Genomic DNA, 16,841 nt, shown 5'->3' on the forward strand with positions numbered 1-16,841 from the left:
GATCGTGCTCGATCCTTGATGTAGTGGTGTCACGGCGGTGGGAGACCACTAGATCCCTGTTGCAGCGCGATCACGGCGTGCGGCGTGCGGTGTCGCCGTGTCGCACGTGGTGCGCAGCAGTGCGGCGCGGGGTGGGGCGGCAGGGGGCGGGGCGGGGCGCAGGGCTAGTGGGCTGCGGCGGGCTCGACCAGTTCGACGAGGACGCCGCCGGCGTCCTTCGGGTGGACGAAGTTGATCCGGCTGTCCGCAGTGCCGCGCCTCGGGGCATCGTAGAGAAGCCGCATGCCGCGCTCGCGCAGTGCCGCGCAGGCCGCGTCGATGTCCACCACGGTGTACGCGACCTGCTGCACGCCCGGCCCGTTGCGGTCCAGGAACTTCGCGATCGTCGACTCCGGGGTGAGCGGGGCGAGCAACTGCACGCAGCCGCCCTCGGTGGTCGGCCCGACGGCCAGCATCGCTTCCCGGACGCCCTGCTCGGCGTTGGTCTCCACGTGTACGCAGCGCATCCCGAACGTCCGCTGGTAGAAGTCGATCGCGGCGTCCAGGTCGGCCACGGCGATCCCGACGTGGTCAATCTTGCGAAGCCCGATGTCTGTGACGTAGTCCGCACCGGGCTCGACGGGGGAGTTCTCTGCCATGGCGCTAGTCTGGCCGAACAATCGTTAAGGCGTACAGCTCGGCACCCCCCTCGGAGGCAGGCATGGCTTCGGTGATCGTCAGCGGCGCGCGGACCCCGATGGGCCGGCTGCTGGGCAACCTCAAGGACCTTCCCGCCACCAAGCTCGGCGGGATCGCCATCAAGGCGGCGCTGGAGCGGGCCGGCGTCAGCCCGGACCAGGTCCAGTACGTGATCATGGGGCAGGTGTTGCAGGCCGGCGCCGGTCAGATCCCGGCCCGGCAGGCGGCGGTCGAGGCCGGCGTACCGATGTCGGTGCCGGCGCTGACCATCAACAAGGTCTGCCTTTCCGGCCTGGACGCGATCGCCCTGGCCGACCAGCTGATCCGGGCTGGCGAGTTCGACATCGTGGTGGCCGGCGGCATGGAGTCGATGACCAACGCCCCGCACCTGCTGATGGGCCAGCGCACCGGCTACAAGTACGGCGACGTGGTGGTCAAGGACCACATGGCGCACGACGGGCTCAGCGACGCCTGGGACTGCTGCTCGATGGGCGAGTCGACCGAGCGGCTCGGCGTCAAGCACGGCATCTCCCGCACGGAGCAGGACGCCTTCGCCGCCGCCAGCCACCAGCGGGCCGCCGCCGCGCAGAAGAACGGCCACTTCGCCGACGAGATCACCCCGGTGGTCATCCCGCAGCGCAAGGGTGACCCGCTGGTGATCAGCGAGGACGAGGGCATCCGCCCGGACACCACCGTCGAGTCGCTGGCCAAGCTGCGCCCCGCCTTCGCGAAGGACGGCACCATCACCGCGGGCAGCTCGTCGCCGATCTCCGACGGCGCCGCCGCGGTGCTCGTCATGAGCAAGGCCAAGGCGAAGGAGCTGGGGCTGACCTGGCTGGCCGAGATCGGCGCGCACGGCAACGTGGCGGGCCCGGACAACTCCCTGCACTCGCAGCCGTCCAATGCGATCAACCACGCCCTGAAGAAGGGCGGCCTGAGCGTCGCGGACCTGGACCTCATCGAGATCAACGAGGCGTTCGCCCAGGTCGGCATCCAGTCCACCCGGGACCTCGGGATCAGCCCGGACAAGGTGAACGTCAACGGTGGCGCGATCGCGCTCGGCCACCCGATCGGCATGTCCGGCGCGCGTCTCGTCCTCACCCTCGCCCTGGAGCTGAAGCGCCGCGGTGGTGGCACCGGCGCGGCGGCGCTCTGCGGCGGCGGTGGGCAGGGCGACGCGCTGATCATCCACGTGCCGGGCCAGTGAGCGGAGAGGCCGAGCCCGTCCCGGCGGCGGGCAGCACGTCGGTGCGCCGTAGTCGGGACGTACCGCTGCTGGTCGAGCGGGCCCGCGCGGGTGACCCCCGCGCGGTGGCCCGCCTGATCACCCTGGTGGAGAACGGCGACGAGCTGCTCCCGGCGATCGCCGCGGCGCTGGCGCCGTACGCGGGGCAGGCGCAGGTGGTCGGGCTGACCGGTTCACCCGGGGTGGGCAAGTCGACCACCACGAACGAGCTGGTCCGGGCGCTGCGGGCGCAGGGGCACCGGGTCGGTGTGCTGGCGGTCGACCCGTCCAGCCCGTTCACGGGTGGGGCGATCCTCGGTGACCGGGTGCGGATGCAGGACCACGCCACCGATCCGGGCGTCTACATCCGGTCGATGTCCAGCCGGGGGCACCTCGGCGGGTTGGCAGCGGCGACGCCGCAGGCGGTCCGGGTGCTGGAGGGCGCCGGCTGCGACGTGGTGCTGGTGGAGACCGTCGGCGTCGGGCAGGCCGAGGTGGAGGTCGCCTCGCTGGCCGACACGACGCTGGTGCTGCTCGCCCCCGGGATGGGTGACGCGATCCAGGCGGTCAAGGCCGGCATCCTGGAGATCGCCGACGTGTTCGTGGTCAACAAGGCGGACCGGGACGGCGTCGACGCCACCGTCCGGGACATCCAGGGCATGATCGCTCTCGGTGAGCGCGGCCCGGGGCAGTGGCGGCCGCAGGTGGTCCGGTCGGTCGCCGCGCGCGGCGAGGGCATCGACGACATCGCCGCCGCCATCGACAAGCACCGGGGCTGGCTGGTCGAGCACGGCGAGCTGCGCCGCCGCCAGGAGGCGCGGGCCGCCGCCGAGATCGAGGCGATCGCGCTCGGCACCCTCCGCGCCCGGATCGGGTCCCTTCGCGACGGTACGCAGTTGTCCACTCTCGCCGCCCGGGTGGCCGAGGGCGCGACCGACCCGTACACGGCGGCGGACGAGTTGCTCGCCCAGCTCGCCCGCTGACCGGAAGGCGCGCCGGCACCGAGCGCCCGGACGCGAAGCTGGCTCCGGTTTTAGTAGGCTCGCGGCGCGTGGCCGGCGGTCGGCCGTCGCGCGGCGGGCTGACGAGACGGTCGGCCCACATCGCACCGGGACCAGGGGAGATGTGATCATGACGGACGCGGTGGAGAACGCCGGTGCGGTGTCGCCCGCGACGGGCGCGGCCCGGGGTGCCACGTCGGTTTCCGACGAGGTCGTGGAGAAGATCGCCGGTGCGGCCGCTCGTACCGTGCCCGGTGTCGCCGATCTCGGTGGTGACGTGTCCCGGTTCTTCAACAGCGTGTTGGACAAGGTCGGCCTGGACCAGGTGGGCGACGCTCGGCGGGGCGTGTCGGCCGACGTGAAGGGCGGCTCCGTCGTCATCAACGTGGTCCTGGTGATCGACGCCGGGCACGTCGTGACCGACGTGACCGAGGCGGTGCGGGCCGCGGTGATCGAGGCGGTGGAGAAGTACGGCCTCACTGTCACCCAGGTCAACGTCACTGTGGACGACATCGAGCTGAACCAGCCCGGGGCGACTGCCGGGGCCTGAGGCGTACCTGCCCGGCGGCCGGTGACGGCTGGTGGGCCGTCCGTTGACCATCCACCGGGGACAGCCCGGGGCCGCACCGTCGCAGTAGGCTCGCACCGCCCACCGTCGTCGGAGGGCAGGACGTGCCCCCAGACACGGTGGTGCGAGGAGCAGGGAGCGACTGTGGACCTGGAAGCAACGCAGAAGCTGACCAGGGCGTCGGTGCCGGCCGGTGGCACGACCCAGGTCGCGGACGAGGTGATCGAGAAGATCGCCGTCGCGGCTGCCCGCGCGGTGCCCGGCGTGGCCGACCTGGGCGGGGACGTCGCCCGGTTCTTCAACGCGGTTCTCGACCGGGTCGGGCTGGACCAGGTGGGTGACGCCCGGCGGGGTTGCTCGGCCCATGTGACAGGGGACGCCGCCGTGGTCAACCTGGTGTTGGTGATCGAGGCAGGTCGGCCGGTGCCGGAGATCACCGGTCAGGTACGCGCCCAGGTGACCGAGGCGGTCGAGGCGTACGGGCTGCGGGTGGACGAGGTCAACATCCGGGTCGACGACGTGGCGATGGGCGGGTCCGTGGGGTCGCCGACGGTCTGAGTCGGGTTGCGGCCGTCCCGTGCGGCGGGGTGTTACTTGCCGGTACGACACGACTTAGCGATCGTTCAGGTGGGGGCCTTACACTCGACGTGCAGTCGAGGACCCGAGGAGGAGCCCTGCTCATGGACGCCGACGAGATCGACGCCGGCCGGGCGCGCTGGCAGGCCCGGTACGACGCCGCGCGCAAGCGGGACGCGGACTTCACCACGCTCTCCGGGATGCCGGTGGAGCCCGTCTACGGGCCACCCGAGGGCAGCGCGTACCCGGGCTTCGAACGGATCGGCTGGCCGGGCGAGTACCCGTACACCAGGGGTCTGTATCCGACCGGCTACCGCGGGCGGACCTGGACGATCCGGCAGTTCGCCGGCTTCGGCAACGCCCAGCAGACCAACGAGCGTTACAAGATGATCCTGGGCGCCGGTGGCGGCGGCCTGTCGGTCGCGTTCGACATGCCGACGCTGATGGGCCGCGACTCGGACGACCCGCAGGCGCTCGGCGAGGTCGGCCACTGCGGCGTGGCCATCGACACCGCCACCGACATGCAGGCACTCTTCGACGGCATCGACCTGTCCGGCGTCACCACCTCGATGACCATCTCCGGCCCGGCCGTGCCGGTGTTCTGCATGTACCTGGTCGCCGCCGAGCGGCAGGGCGCCGATCTGTCCAAGCTGGACGGCACCCTGCAGACGGACATCTTCAAGGAGTACATCGCGCAGAAGGAGTGGCTCTTCGACCCGGAGCCGCACCTGCGCCTGATCGGCGACCTGATGGAGTACTGCGCCCGGGAGATCCCGCGCTACAAGCCGCTGTCGGTTTCCGGCTACCACATCCGCGAGGCCGGCTCGACCGCCGCGCAGGAGTTGGCGTACACCCTGGCGGACGGCTTCGGCTACGTCGAGCTGGGTCTGTCGCGCGGGCTGGACGTGAACGTCTTCGCCCCGGGGCTGAGCTTCTTCTTCGATTCGCACCTCGACTTCTTCGAGGAGATCGCCAAGTTCCGGGCCGCCCGCCGGATCTGGGCCCGCTGGCTGCGTGACGTGTACGGCGCGACCAGTGAGAAGGCCCTGTGGCTGCGGTTCCACACGCAGACCGCCGGGGTGTCGCTGACCGCCCAGCAGCCGGTCAACAACGTGGTACGCACCGCCGTCGAGGCGCTCGCGGCGGTGCTCGGCGGCACGAACTCGCTGCACACCAACGCGCTGGACGAGACCCTGGCGCTGCCCACCGACGAGTCCGCCGAGATCGCCCTGCGTACCCAGCAGGTGCTGATGGAGGAGACCGGTGTGGTCAACGTGGCCGACCCGCTCGGCGGCTCCTGGTACGTCGAGGCGCTGACCGACAAGATCGAGGCCGAGGCGGAGGAGATCTTCGCCCGGATCCGGCAGCTCGGCGGGGACGGGCCGCACCAGATCGGTCCGATGACCTCGGGCATCCTGCGCGGCATCGAGGACGGCTGGTTCACCGGGCACATCGCCGAGTCGGCCTTCGTCTACCAGCAGGCCCTCGAAAAGGGCGACAAGAAGATCGTCGGGGTCAACTGCCACACCGGCACCGTCGCCAAGGAGCTGGAGATCCTGCGCATCTCGCACGAGGTGGAGCTGGAGCAGCGTCGGGTGCTCGCCGAGCGCAAGAGCGCGCGGGACGAGTCGGCGGTCCGCGCGGCGGTGACCCGGATGATCGAGGCGAGCCGTACCGACGAGAACATGATCCCCGCCATGCTCGACGCGGTCCGCGCCGAGGCGACGTTGGGCGAGATCTGCGACGCCCTGCGCGCCGAGTGGGGCACCTACCGAGAGCCAGCACGCTTCTAACCCTCCCTCCCTCCCTCACCCGCGTCGATCTTGCGGTTTCGGTGCCGTCATAAGGCGTGAATGTGGCGTATCGGCGACAGAATGTGCAAGATCGCGGGGGTGAGGGCGGGGTGCGGGTGGGGGCGTGAGAGTTGCAACGTCGGGGTTGCGGGTGAGCTGAGATCGGGGGCTCACGTGCGAGACTAGGTAACCATGAGCGACCCACGGATCACCTCGTCGATCTTCACCCGCGGCGCGGTCGACCTCAGCACGCTGCGTGGCCCCGCACCAGCAGGTACCCGCCCCGGCACGCCCCCTCAGGGCGGCCCGTCCAACGGCACACCCGGTGCGCCCTCCGCTGGCGGTGACACCGCCATCGTGGACGTCACCGAGGCGACCATCCAGTCCGACGTGCTCGAACGCTCGATGACCACGCCCGTCGTCGTGTTCTTCGGCGCGGCCGGCTTCCCGGAGAGCGACGAGTTCGCCCCGGTCCTGGAGCGGCTGAACGCCGAGGGTGGCGGCGCCTGGGTGCTGGCCCGGGTCGACGTGCAGGAAAATCCCCGAATCGCCCAGATGTTCCGGGTGCAGGGCATTCCCATGGTCTACGCGGTCGTCGGTGGTCAGCCGGTCGACGCCTTCTCCGGAGTGGTGCCCGAGCCGCAGTTGCGGCAGTGGATCCAGGCCGTGCTCAAGGCCGGCGGCGTGACAGTCGCCGAGCCGGAGGACCCGCGCCTCGACGAGGCCGACGACGCGTTGATGAGCGGCGATCTGGACGCCGCCGAGCAGGCGTACCGCAAGATCCTCGCCGACGCCCCGGCGGACGCCGCCGCCACCGCGGGACTGGCCCAGGTCGGGGTGGCCCGGCGGGTGGCCGGCGCCGACCCGTCCGCCGCGCTGGCCGCCGCCGAGAGCGCCCCCGACGATGTCGCCGCCCAACTGCTGGCCGCCGACATCGAGGTGCTCAGCGGCCTGGCCGAGCAGGCGTACGCGCGGCTCGTCGCCCTGGTCCGGCGCACCGCCGGTGAGGATCGTGAGACGGCCCGCCAGCACCTGGTCTCGCTCTTCTCGATCGCCGGCCCGGACGACCCGGCGGTCGCCTCGGCGCGTCGGGCCCTCGCCAGCGCCCTGTTCTGAGTTCGTAGCACGCCAGCGCGGGCCGGCGTTCCGGCCGGCCCGCCCGACCACCGAGGACGGGAGCTCATGATGCGCCGGATCGCCGTCCTCGACGCGCCGACAAATCTCGGTCTACGGCCGCCGACGCCCACGTCGGTCCCGGGTTGCGCCAAGGCGCCCGGGGCGCTGCGCGACCACGACCTGCTGGCCCGGCTCCGGGCCCGCGACGCCGGCTGCGTCACCCCCGCCCGGTACGACCCGGGCGACTGGCGGCCCGGCGACGGGGTGTGTCACGCCCGCGAGATCGCCGACTACTCGCTGGCCCTCGCCGAACGCATCGGCTCGATCATCGACCGGGGCGAGTTCCCGGTGGTGCTGGGCGGCGACTGCTCCGTGCTGCTCGGCTCGGCCCTGGCCATGCACCGCCTCGGTGAGGCCGTCGGCGGGCGGATCGGGTTGGTCTTCGTCGACGGGCACTCCGACTTCCGGCACCCCGGCAACGCTTCCTACGTCGGTGCCGCCGCCGGTGAGGACCTGGCCCTGGTCACTGGGCGGGGGCAGGCGGACCTGGCCGCGCTGGAGGGTCGTCGGCCCTACTTCCGCGACATCGACGTGGTGGTGCTCGGCATCCGCGCCCAGGACGAGTACCGGCTCGACCTCCAGGCCGCCGGGATCACCACCCGACCGGTGCCGGCACTGCGGGCCGAAGGCGCCGCCCGGACGGCCCAGTGGGCGCACGAGCAGCTCGCCGACTGCGCGGGCTACTGGGTGCACATCGACGTGGACGTGCTCGACCCGGCGGTGATGCCCGCCGTGGACGCCCCCGACCCGGGTGGGATCGCCTTCGCCGAACTGGAGATCCTGCTCGCCGGCCTGGTCGACACCCCGCACTGCCTCGGCGTGGAGCTGACCGTCTTCGACCCGGACTACGACCCGGACGGCTCGTACGCGGCCGAGATCGTCAACACGGTGGTCGCCGGTCTGGCGCCGGTGACAGCCCCGGAAGCGGTGCCGCCCCGACTGCTGTCGGCCCGGCCGACGCCCAGCCCTCGGCGCACCAGCGACCGGGTGGAGCGGGTTGGCGGCATGGAGCGGCGGGACGGTGCCGAGCGGCTTGGCGGCGTGGCGCGGCTGGATGATGCCAAGCGGCTTGATGGCGTGGCGCGGCTGGATGGTGACGGACGGTCCGGTGCAGCGGGGCGGCTGGACGGTGCTGCGCGGCTGGACGGGCTTGACGCCGTGGATCTTGCCGGCGGCGATGGCCCCGGTGGGGGACTGGCTGATGCCGACCGCGACGGCGCTGTCGATTCGGCGCAACCGGGCCTGCTCGGGCACCCGAAGGCCGAGCCGTCGGGAGTAGTGCCGGCGATGATCCCGGCTGCGGTCGAGCGCGAGCCGGTCGGCCCGCCCGCATCGGCGGGTCCGGGCCTGCTCCGGCGACCCGCTCAGCCCGCCGAGGACGCTCCGCGTCCGAGCTCAGCTACCGAGAACAGCGAAGATCTGCACAAAGCCGATACTGCTTGACCCGAACGCGGGTCGTGGGCGGATGATCGACTCGGGTTTCTTGAAGTTGGGGCATCCGGCCGCGCCGGATAGCGCGCTTTCCTGAAACCCGAGTGGATCAAGGCTGGCGGGCCCGCCCGAAGGCACGGTGTCCGGGCGCTTCGCCGCCCCGGGGCTTGGTCGGCTCTGCGCCGCGCCCGCAGGCGTGGTCGGCCTTGCGTCGCGCCCCGAGGCTTGGTCGGCTCTGCGCCGCGCCCGCAGGCGTGGTCGGCCTTGCGTCGCGCCCCGGGGCGTGGCGGTCCGGGTCAGTTGGTGGGCAGGGCGCGGAGGAAGCGCTCGGCGATCGGGACGGCCGAAGCGGTGCTGGCCCCGCCCTTCTCCACGAAGACGGCGAACGCCACGTCACCCCGCCAGCCGACGAACCAGGCGTGGGTGTGGGCCGGGTTGTCGTCGTACTCGGCGGTGCCGGTCTTGCCGTACACCTCGCCCGGCACATCCTTGAGCGCGCTGCCGGTGCCGGTGGTGACCACCTCGCGCATCATCGTGCGCAGCGCCGCGACGGACTCTGACTTGAGTTGCTCACCCGCCGGAGCCGGCTTGGCCGGCGCCGGGTCGATCAGCAGCTTCGGTTGCTCGAAGTGGCCGCGGGCGACGGCGGCGGTGGCGCCGGCCATGGCCAGCGGGCTGACCAACGTGGTGCCCTGCCCGAACGACGCCGCGGCCTGCTCGGCCGGGCTGCCGCCCGTGGAGACCTTGCCGGTGAAGGCGTCCGTGCCGAGGTCCCACTGACCCTCCAGGCCCAGCGTGCGGCCGGCGGCGGCCAGCCCGTCGCCGCCGAGCTTCGGCGCCAGCGCGGCGAACGCCGTGTTGCAGGACTTGGCGAAGTCGGTGCGGAACGGCACCGAGCCCAGCTCGAAGTTGTCGGAGTTCTTGAAGGACCGACCGTCAACGGTGAAGGTCTTCGGGCAGGCCACCGGACCGTCCAGGGTGACCGCGCCCCGGTCCAGCAGGCCCAGCGTGCTGACCATCTTGAACGTGGAACCCGGCGGCACCTGGGCGTTGAAGGCCAGGTTCTCCCCGGCCGGGCCGGGGCCGTTCGCCGCGGCGAGCACGGCACCGTCGCTGACCCGGAGCGCCACCAGGGCGGACCGGCGTGCTTCGCCGCGCAGCGCCCCGTCGGCCGCGTTCTGGACGGCGACGTCCAACGTGGTCTTCAGCGCCTGCCCGGGCTGCGGCTCCCGGCGGAACAGTTCGGTGCCGGTGGGTTCGAGTTTGCCGCCCTCAGCCGGACGCTCGACCATCACTGTCAGCCCGGGGCCGCCGCGCAGTCGTTCGTCGTAGCGGCCCTGCAGCCCGCCGTGCCCCACCAGGTCGCCGACGACGTACCGGTCGGGGTGCGCGGCGATATCGTCGGCCTGCGCCGGGTCGACGGTGCCGAGCAGCGCGCGGGCGAACTCGCGGGTGGGCGCCAGGTCGATCTTGTCGGAGATGAACTTGGTGCCGGGCAGGTCGTAGATCCGGGGCTTGATCTGCCGGTACGCCTCCTCGCGAAGCGACACCACCTCGACGAAGGCACCCGGCTCCGCCTCGGCCACCCGGTTGGGCAGGTCGGTCAGGTCGACGCCGGGGACCAGCGCCGGACGGATGGCCTTGAAGGCCGCGTCGAGGTCCTTGACGAGCTTCTTGATGTCGGCGACCCCGTTGGGCTGCACACCCACCCGGACCACCGGGCGCGGGGTAACGAGCGGCTGCCCGGCATTGTCCAGCACGGCGGCGCGGGCACCGGTGTCGCGGCGCAGCGCCAACCGGTCACCCTTGGCGAGCCGCTCGTGCACCACGGTCGGCTCCCAGATCACCTGCCACTGGTCGTCACCGCCGTGGGCGAGCCGCACCTCCCGGTCGTACGCCCAGCGGGTCTGGCCGGGCAGGGTCCACTCCACCTGCACCGTCGTGGTGGCGATGTCCTTCGTGATCTTCGGCTCGCCGCGTCGCGTCAGGGTGGGCGGGGTGGCCGCCAGCTCGCCGGAGAGGTCCTTGATCTCGCGGGCCACGTCGGCCGACGGCAGTTTCGAGCCCAGCGGGTCGATCATGCCGACCGACTGGAGGTCGCCGCTGCGCCAGCCCGCGAGGAAGGCGTCAACGGTGCGCTGCGGCCCGTCGTCACCGGAGCAACCGACCAGGACGCCCGCCGCGAGCAGCGCCGTGCTGACCGCAGTGGCCAGGCGGCGAGCGTGGTTCGGCCGGTGGGGCCGGGGGTACGACAAGGTCATGAAGCTGGTCCTTCCGATCTCGGACTGCCCTCGCACGGTAGTACGTGAACGACGTCCCCAACGTCCCCCAGGTGTTCGGCCGCGCTCAAAGATGGGCCGCACCCGTGTGATGAACATCGCGTGGCGGGGTATCCCGCAGCCGGCCAACCTCGGACCCGCAACGGGTGAAAGGACAAAGTCCCGATCCGGACGTCTGGCCAGTGGTCCGCCGACGAAGGCGCAGAACGGCAGGGCCTAGGCTGGGCGGCAGAGTGACCCACAACGCGGTGGGTCGAGGGGAGTGGCACCGATGGACCGGCGTCCGGCGATCAAACCGGAACCCGACCTCCGGCAGGATGACTCCGGCCGGGACGATGACAGCTTCGATTCGGCGACCGACGGGGACGGCTACGGCCGGCTCGACACGGGCGTCACCGGGCTGACCGGGTCGAGCATCGACACCATCTACGATCTGGGCCTGCCGACCGAGGCGTTGGCCGACGACGTGGAGGACGCGGAGCTCGACGAACCCGTTCCCAACGCGGAGCGCCTGGTGGCCCAGGCCGTCGCGCTCGCGGGGGACGATCACGACGCGGCGACACTTGTCGGCCGTTTCTGGCGGTTCGCCCCGGACGAGGAGCTGGTCGGCTTCACGGCGGAGGAAATGCTCGACGCGGCCCGGGCGCACCGGGACCTCGCCCAGCAACGGGTGCCCGGCGAGTTGAAGCTGCGGATCCACGAACCGCACGCGGACCAGCACCACACGGTCGTCGAGATCGTCACGGACGACATGCCGTTCCTGGTCGACTCGGTGACGGCGCTGCTCAACTCGTACCACCTCGACGTGCACCTGCTGGTGCACCCGCTGGTGGTGGTGCGGCGCGAGCCGCTCGGCCGGCTCACCGAGGTCTCCGCCGATGTGGAGCCGGACGACGCGATCGCCGGTGACATCATCGAGAGCTGGATGCGGATCGAGATCGACCCGGTCCGGGACGCGGCCGAGCGGGACCGGTTGCGCCGCGAGTTGCAGCGGGTGCTCACCGACGTGCGGGAGGCGGTGGAGGACTGGCCGAAGATGCGTCAGCGGGCCCTCGCGCTCGCCGACGAGCTGGCCTCGGCCCGTACCTCCGACAACCGCCCACCGGTGCCGGAGAAGGACATCACCGACTCGGTGGAGCTGCTGCGGTGGCTCGCCCACGACCACTTCACCTTCCTCGGCTACCGCGAGTACCGGCTGGTGGACGCCGACGGCGGCGATACCGACAGCAAGGCGTTGGAGGCGGTGCTCGGCACCGGTCTGGGCATCCTGCGCTCCGATTCGCCGGAGGCGCGGTCGCTGTCCTCGATGACGCCCGAGGCGCACGAGAAGGTGCTGGAAAAGCGCCTGCTCATCATCACCAAGGCCAACTCCCGGGCCACCGTGCACCGCTCGGCGTACCTGGACTACATCGGCTTCAAGATCTTCAACTCCGCCGGTGACGTGATCGGTGAGCGGCGTTTCCTGGGCCTGTTCTCGACCGCCGCCTACCGGACCAGCGTCCGTGAGCTGCCGGTGGTGCGCCGCAAGGTGGCCGAGGTGCTGGACCGCTCCGGCCTGAGCCAGCGCAGCCACTCGGGCAAGGATCTGATCCAGATCCTGGAGACGTACCCGCGCGACGAGCTGTTCCAGATCAAGACCGACGATCTGTACCACGCGGTGATCGGCGTGCTGCGGATGGCCGGTCGCCGGCAGCTGCGGGTGTTCCTGCGTCGCGACGCGTACGGGAGGTTCATCTCCTGCCTGATCTACCTGCCCCGGGACCGGTTCACCACCCAGAACCGGCTGCGCATGCAGGACATCCTGCTGCGCGAGCTGAACGGTGTCGGGGTGGACTACACCACCCGGGTCACCGAGTCGATGCTGGCGCGGGTGCACTTCATCGTCCGTACCGACCCGACGCGGCCGCCCGGCGACATCGACGCCGACCTGCTGGCCGAGGAGTTGGCCGACGCCACCCGACTGTGGGACGACGACTACCGGTTGGTGCTGGAGCGCAAGCTCGGCGACGAACAGGCCAAGCACCTGTTCACCCGGTACGCCGACGCGTTCCCCGAGGGCTACAAGGACGGGCACACGCCGTACGAGGCGATGAAGGACCTGGCGAAGCTGGAGCTGTTGGAGGAGCCCGGCCAGCTGGAGATGCACCTGTTCCGCAAGCAGTTGGCGCCCCGGCCGGGCACCCGGGTGCCGGGTGCCGACCTGGCCGAGGCGATGGACGTCCGGTTCAAGGTCTACCGGTACGGCGAGCCGATGATGCTCTCCGCCGTGCTCCCGGTGCTGCACTCGCTCGGTGTGCGGGTGGTCGACGAGCACCCGTACGAGGTGGACCGGATCGACGGTCGCGTCTACCTGTACGACTTCGGGCTCATGCTGCCCGAGGGGCATCAGGAACTGGCCGAGGTGCGCCCGCACGTGGAGAACGCCTTCGCAGCGGCCTGGCGCGGCGAGGCCGAGGTGGACCGGTTCAACGAGCTGGTGCTGCGCGGCGGGCTGACCTGGCGGCAGGTGGTGGTGCTACGGGCGTACGCGAAGTACCTGCGGCAGGCCGGCACGGTCTTCTCGCAGGACTACATGGAGCAGACCTTCATCGCGTACCCGAAGCTCGCCGCGTTGCTGGTGGAGCTCTTCGAGACCCGGTTCGCGCCGGGGGAGCAGACCACCGAGCAGCGCCGGCAGCGCAGCGGTGAGCTGGTGGAGACGATCCGGGGCGCGCTGGACGACGTGGCGAGCCTCGACCAGGATCGGATCCTGCGCTCGTACCTGACGCTGATCGAGGCGACCCTGCGGACCAGCTTCTACCAGAAGCGCGCCGACGGGCGGCCGAAGGCGTACGTGGCGTTCAAGCTCGACCCGCAGGCCATTCCGGACCTGCCCGCGCCGCGACCGAAGTTCGAGATCTTCGTCTACTCGCCGCGGTTCGAGGGTGTGCACCTGCGGTTCGGGCCGGTGGCCCGGGGCGGGTTGCGCTGGTCCGACCGTCGGGAGGACTTCCGGACCGAGGTGCTGGGCCTGGTCAAGGCGCAGATGGTGAAGAACACGGTGATCGTGCCGGTGGGCGCCAAGGGCGGCTTCGTGTTGAAGCAGAAGCCGGGTGACCGGGACGAGGCGGTCGCCTGCTACCAGGAGTTCGTCGGCGCGATGCTGGACGTCACCGACAACATCGTCAGCGGGCAGATCGTGCCGCCCGAGGACGTGGTCCGGCACGACGAGGACGACCCGTACCTGGTGGTGGCGGCCGACAAGGGCACCGCCACGTTCTCGGACATCGCCAACGAGATCTCCAAGAACCACAACTTCTGGATGGGCGACGCGTTCGCGTCCGGTGGTTCCGCCGGCTACGACCACAAGAAGATGGGCATCACCGCCCGGGGCGCCTGGGAGTCGGTCAAGCGGCACTTCCGGGAGCTGGGCCTGGACACTCAGACCCAGGACTTCACAGTGGTCGGCGTCGGCGACATGTCCGGTGACGTGTTCGGCAACGGGATGCTGCTCTCCGAGCACATCCGGCTGGTGGCCGCCTTCGACCACCGGCACATCTTCCTCGACCCGGCCCCGGACGCCGCCACCTCGTACGCGGAGCGTCGGCGGCTGTTCGACCTGCCCCGGTCGTCCTGGGAGGACTACAACACGGAGCTGATCTCGGAGGGTGGTGGCATCTTCCCGCGTACCGCGAAGTCCATCCCGATCACGCCGCAGGTCCGGGCGGTGATCGGCCTGGACGACGACGTCACGCAGATGTCGCCGCAGGACCTGATGAAGGCGATCCTCACCGCCCCGGTGGACCTGTTCTGGAACGGCGGCATCGGCACCTACGTCAAGGCCTCCAGCCAGACCAACGCCGAGGTGGGCGACAAGTCCAACGACGCGATCCGGGTGGACGGGCGCAACCTGCGCTGCCGGGTGGCGGGCGAGGGCGGCAACCTGGGCTGGACCCAGCTCGGCCGGATCGAGTACGCGTTGACCGGTGGCCGGATCTACACGGACTTCATCGACAACGCGGCCGGGGTGGACACCTCCGACCATGAGGTGAACATCAAGATCCTGCTCAACACGGCGGTGGCCGACGGCGAGCTGACCACTGCCGAGCGGGACGAGCTGCTGGCCGGGATGACCGACGAGGTTGCCGAGCTGGTGCTGCGGGACAACTACGACCAGGCGCGGGCGATCAACAACGCCCAGGCCCAGGCCGCCTCGCTGCTCCCGGTGCACCGTCGGATGATCAACGAGTTGGAGCGGTCGGGCGGGTTGGACCGGGCCCTGGAGGCGCTGCCGCCGGACGAGGAACTGGCGGTCCGCAGCGAGTCCGGGCTGACCGCGCCGGAGTTCGCGGTGCTGCTCGCGTACGTGAAGATCGTTTTGGAGCGGGAGATCCTCACCGAGGGTCTGGCCGACGAGGAGTGGACGACCGACGTCCTGGTCAACTACTTCCCGACGCCGATGCGCGAGCGGTTCGCCGACCGGATGGGCCGGCACCGGCTGCGCCGGGACATCGTCACCACAGTGCTGGTCAACGAGGCGATCAACCGGGGTGGCATCTCGTTCATCTTCCGGGTGGTCGAGGAGACGGCGGCCAGCGCGGCGGATGTGATCCGGGCGTACGTGGTGGTCAGCGAGGTGTTCGGCCTGCGCGACCTGTGGGACGCGGTCGAGGCGCTGGACAACAAGGTGGCGCCGGAGCTGCAGACCAGCGTCTACCTGGACACCCGCCGGCTGCTCGACCGGGCGGTACGGTGGCTGGTCTCCAACCGGCGCTCGCCGATCGACGTGCCGGCCGAGATCGCCCGACTGCGGGACGGGGTCACCCGGCTGCTGCCCGGGCTGGAGGAGCTGTTCTACGGCAACGAGCGCCAGGGCATCGCCGCCCACATGGACTCGATGACCGAGCGTGGGCTGCCCCGCGAACTGGCGGAGCGGGCGACCCGGCTGATGTACAGCTTCGGCCTGATGGACGTGGTGGAGACCGCGAACGCCAGCGGGCGGGACGTCAGCGAGGTGGCCTCGGTCTACTTCGTGCTGTCCGACCTGTTCCGGGTGGACTCGCTGCTGTCGAAGATCTCCCTGCTGCCGCGGGAGGACCGCTGGCAGACGCTGGCCCGGATGGCGCTGCGGTACGACCTGTACGCCGCGTTGGCCGCGCTCACCGCGGAGGTGCTCGACTCCACCCCGGGTGACCTGCCGCCGCACGAGCGGGTGCAGCAGTGGGAGCAGTCGAACGCCACGTCCATCCACCGGGCCCGACGGGCGATGGGAGAGTTCGACGAGTCGCGGGCGGATCTCGCCGCGCTGTCGGTGCTGCTGCGTCAGATCCGCACCCTGGTGCGGACCTCCGCCGCCGCCTGAGTCAGGTACGCCGGACGCGGTCCGGCCGGTCGGGAACCCCCGACCGGCCGGACCGCGTTTCGCTTCGTCGTTGGTCACGCCGCCAGGGTGGCGAAGACGACGATGTTGTCGGGGTAGCTCTTCGCGGCCTGGTCGAACTGGCCGCCGCAGGTGACCACCCGCAGGCCGGGCCGGTCGCTCGGTCCGTACACCAGCTCGGTGGGGAAGGCCGTCTTCGGGTACGACGTCACCGAGTCGACAGTGAAGCTGGCCGGAACGCCGTCGGCGCGGCGCACGGTGATGGTGTCGCCGGGGGTGAGAGCGCCGAGGTCGAAGAAGACGGCCGGGCCGAGCACCGCCGAGTCCACGTGCCCGACGATGACAGCGTTACCCGTCTCGCCCGGGCTCGCGCCCGGCTCGTACCACCCGGCCTGGTCGGCCTTGTCCAACGGCGGAACCTGGACGGTGCCGTCCGGGTTGGTGCCCAACGACATGATCGTCGCGTCGACACCGATCCGGGGGATCTCGATGCTGGTCGGCGCCGACCGGGCCAGCCCTGCCGGCGCGTCCCCGATCGGCTGCCCGTCGACCGGCGGGGCGTCGTCGGCGGTGCTCGCCGGCCCGGTGGTCTGCGGGGCGGCCTGGGCCAACGGCTGCGGCGGTCGGGGGGCGGGTGTGTCCTTCAGACTGGCGCCGATCATGCCGGCGCCGATCATGGCCATGGTGACGACGACGGCCGTGCCGGCGGCACGCCACGGTTTCCCGCGACGGCCGCCGGCCGGTGTCGTCGTCAC

Annotated in this window: 10 protein-coding genes and 1 pseudogene; 8 read left to right on the forward strand and 3 right to left on the reverse strand. The window is 71.3% G+C overall.

Annotated elements, in window-relative coordinates; genetic code table 11:
- Positions 1 to 164: 164 nt before the first annotated feature.
- Positions 165 to 638, reverse strand: a complete 474-nt coding sequence (gene mce, locus KBX26_RS18410; protein WP_030333235.1) for a methylmalonyl-CoA epimerase — start codon at positions 636 to 638, stop codon at positions 165 to 167.
- Between the two features lie 62 nt (positions 639 to 700).
- On the opposite strand from mce, the gene KBX26_RS18415 reads away from it, so the two are divergent.
- From KBX26_RS18415 to KBX26_RS18445, 7 genes and pseudogenes are all read left to right on the forward strand, one after another.
- Positions 701 to 1,885, forward strand: coding sequence for an acetyl-CoA C-acetyltransferase (locus tag KBX26_RS18415; protein WP_030333237.1), 1,185 nt, complete (start codon positions 701 to 703; stop codon positions 1,883 to 1,885).
- Positions 1,882 to 2,886, forward strand: coding sequence for a methylmalonyl Co-A mutase-associated GTPase MeaB (gene meaB, locus KBX26_RS18420; RefSeq protein WP_210865980.1), 1,005 nt, complete (start codon positions 1,882 to 1,884; stop codon positions 2,884 to 2,886). Before KBX26_RS18415 ends, meaB begins: the two co-directional genes overlap by 4 nt.
- A 148-nt stretch (positions 2,887 to 3,034) precedes the next feature.
- Complete coding sequence (locus tag KBX26_RS18425) at positions 3,035 to 3,454, forward strand: Asp23/Gls24 family envelope stress response protein (protein WP_030333240.1); 420 nt, start codon at positions 3,035 to 3,037, stop codon at positions 3,452 to 3,454.
- A 162-nt stretch (positions 3,455 to 3,616) separates the two neighbouring features.
- Positions 3,617 to 4,030, forward strand: a complete 414-nt coding sequence (locus tag KBX26_RS18430) for an Asp23/Gls24 family envelope stress response protein (RefSeq protein WP_030333243.1) — start codon at positions 3,617 to 3,619, stop codon at positions 4,028 to 4,030.
- Between the two features lie 122 nt (positions 4,031 to 4,152).
- Positions 4,153 to 5,841 (forward strand): methylmalonyl-CoA mutase, encoded by a 1,689-nt coding sequence (locus tag KBX26_RS18435; RefSeq protein ID WP_030333245.1) that lies wholly within the window; start codon positions 4,153 to 4,155, stop codon positions 5,839 to 5,841.
- 192 nt (positions 5,842 to 6,033) lie between these two features.
- Positions 6,034 to 6,957 carry a tetratricopeptide repeat protein gene (locus KBX26_RS18440; RefSeq protein WP_030333248.1) on the forward strand — a complete coding sequence of 308 codons (924 nt, stop codon included), beginning with the start codon at positions 6,034 to 6,036 and terminating at the stop codon, positions 6,955 to 6,957.
- Between the two features lie 66 nt (positions 6,958 to 7,023).
- A pseudogene (locus KBX26_RS18445) lies at positions 7,024 to 8,049 on the forward strand (arginase family protein); the annotation flags it as partial.
- Between the two features lie 695 nt (positions 8,050 to 8,744).
- Here the strand turns inward: KBX26_RS18445 and KBX26_RS18450 are convergent.
- On the reverse strand, positions 8,745 to 10,709 hold the full coding sequence (locus tag KBX26_RS18450; RefSeq protein ID WP_210865982.1) for a penicillin-binding transpeptidase domain-containing protein: 1,965 nt from the start codon (positions 10,707 to 10,709) through the stop codon (positions 8,745 to 8,747).
- 289 nt (positions 10,710 to 10,998) lie between these two features.
- On the opposite strand from KBX26_RS18450, the gene KBX26_RS18455 reads away from it, so the two are divergent.
- A complete protein-coding gene (locus KBX26_RS18455; protein ID WP_030333254.1) occupies positions 10,999 to 16,068 on the forward strand; it encodes an NAD-glutamate dehydrogenase in 5,070 nt (1,689 codons plus the stop codon).
- Between the two features lie 74 nt (positions 16,069 to 16,142).
- Here the strand turns inward: KBX26_RS18455 and KBX26_RS18460 are convergent, their stop codons facing one another.
- The gene (locus KBX26_RS18460) at positions 16,143 to 16,841 is read right to left on the reverse strand and encodes a class F sortase (RefSeq protein WP_210865983.1); all 699 of its coding nucleotides are present in this window, start codon (positions 16,839 to 16,841) and stop codon (positions 16,143 to 16,145) included.

It is taken from the genome of Micromonospora sp. C97 (genome assembly GCF_018070385.1).
Taxonomy (GTDB): Bacteria; Actinomycetota; Actinomycetes; order Mycobacteriales; family Micromonosporaceae; genus Micromonospora; species Micromonospora parva.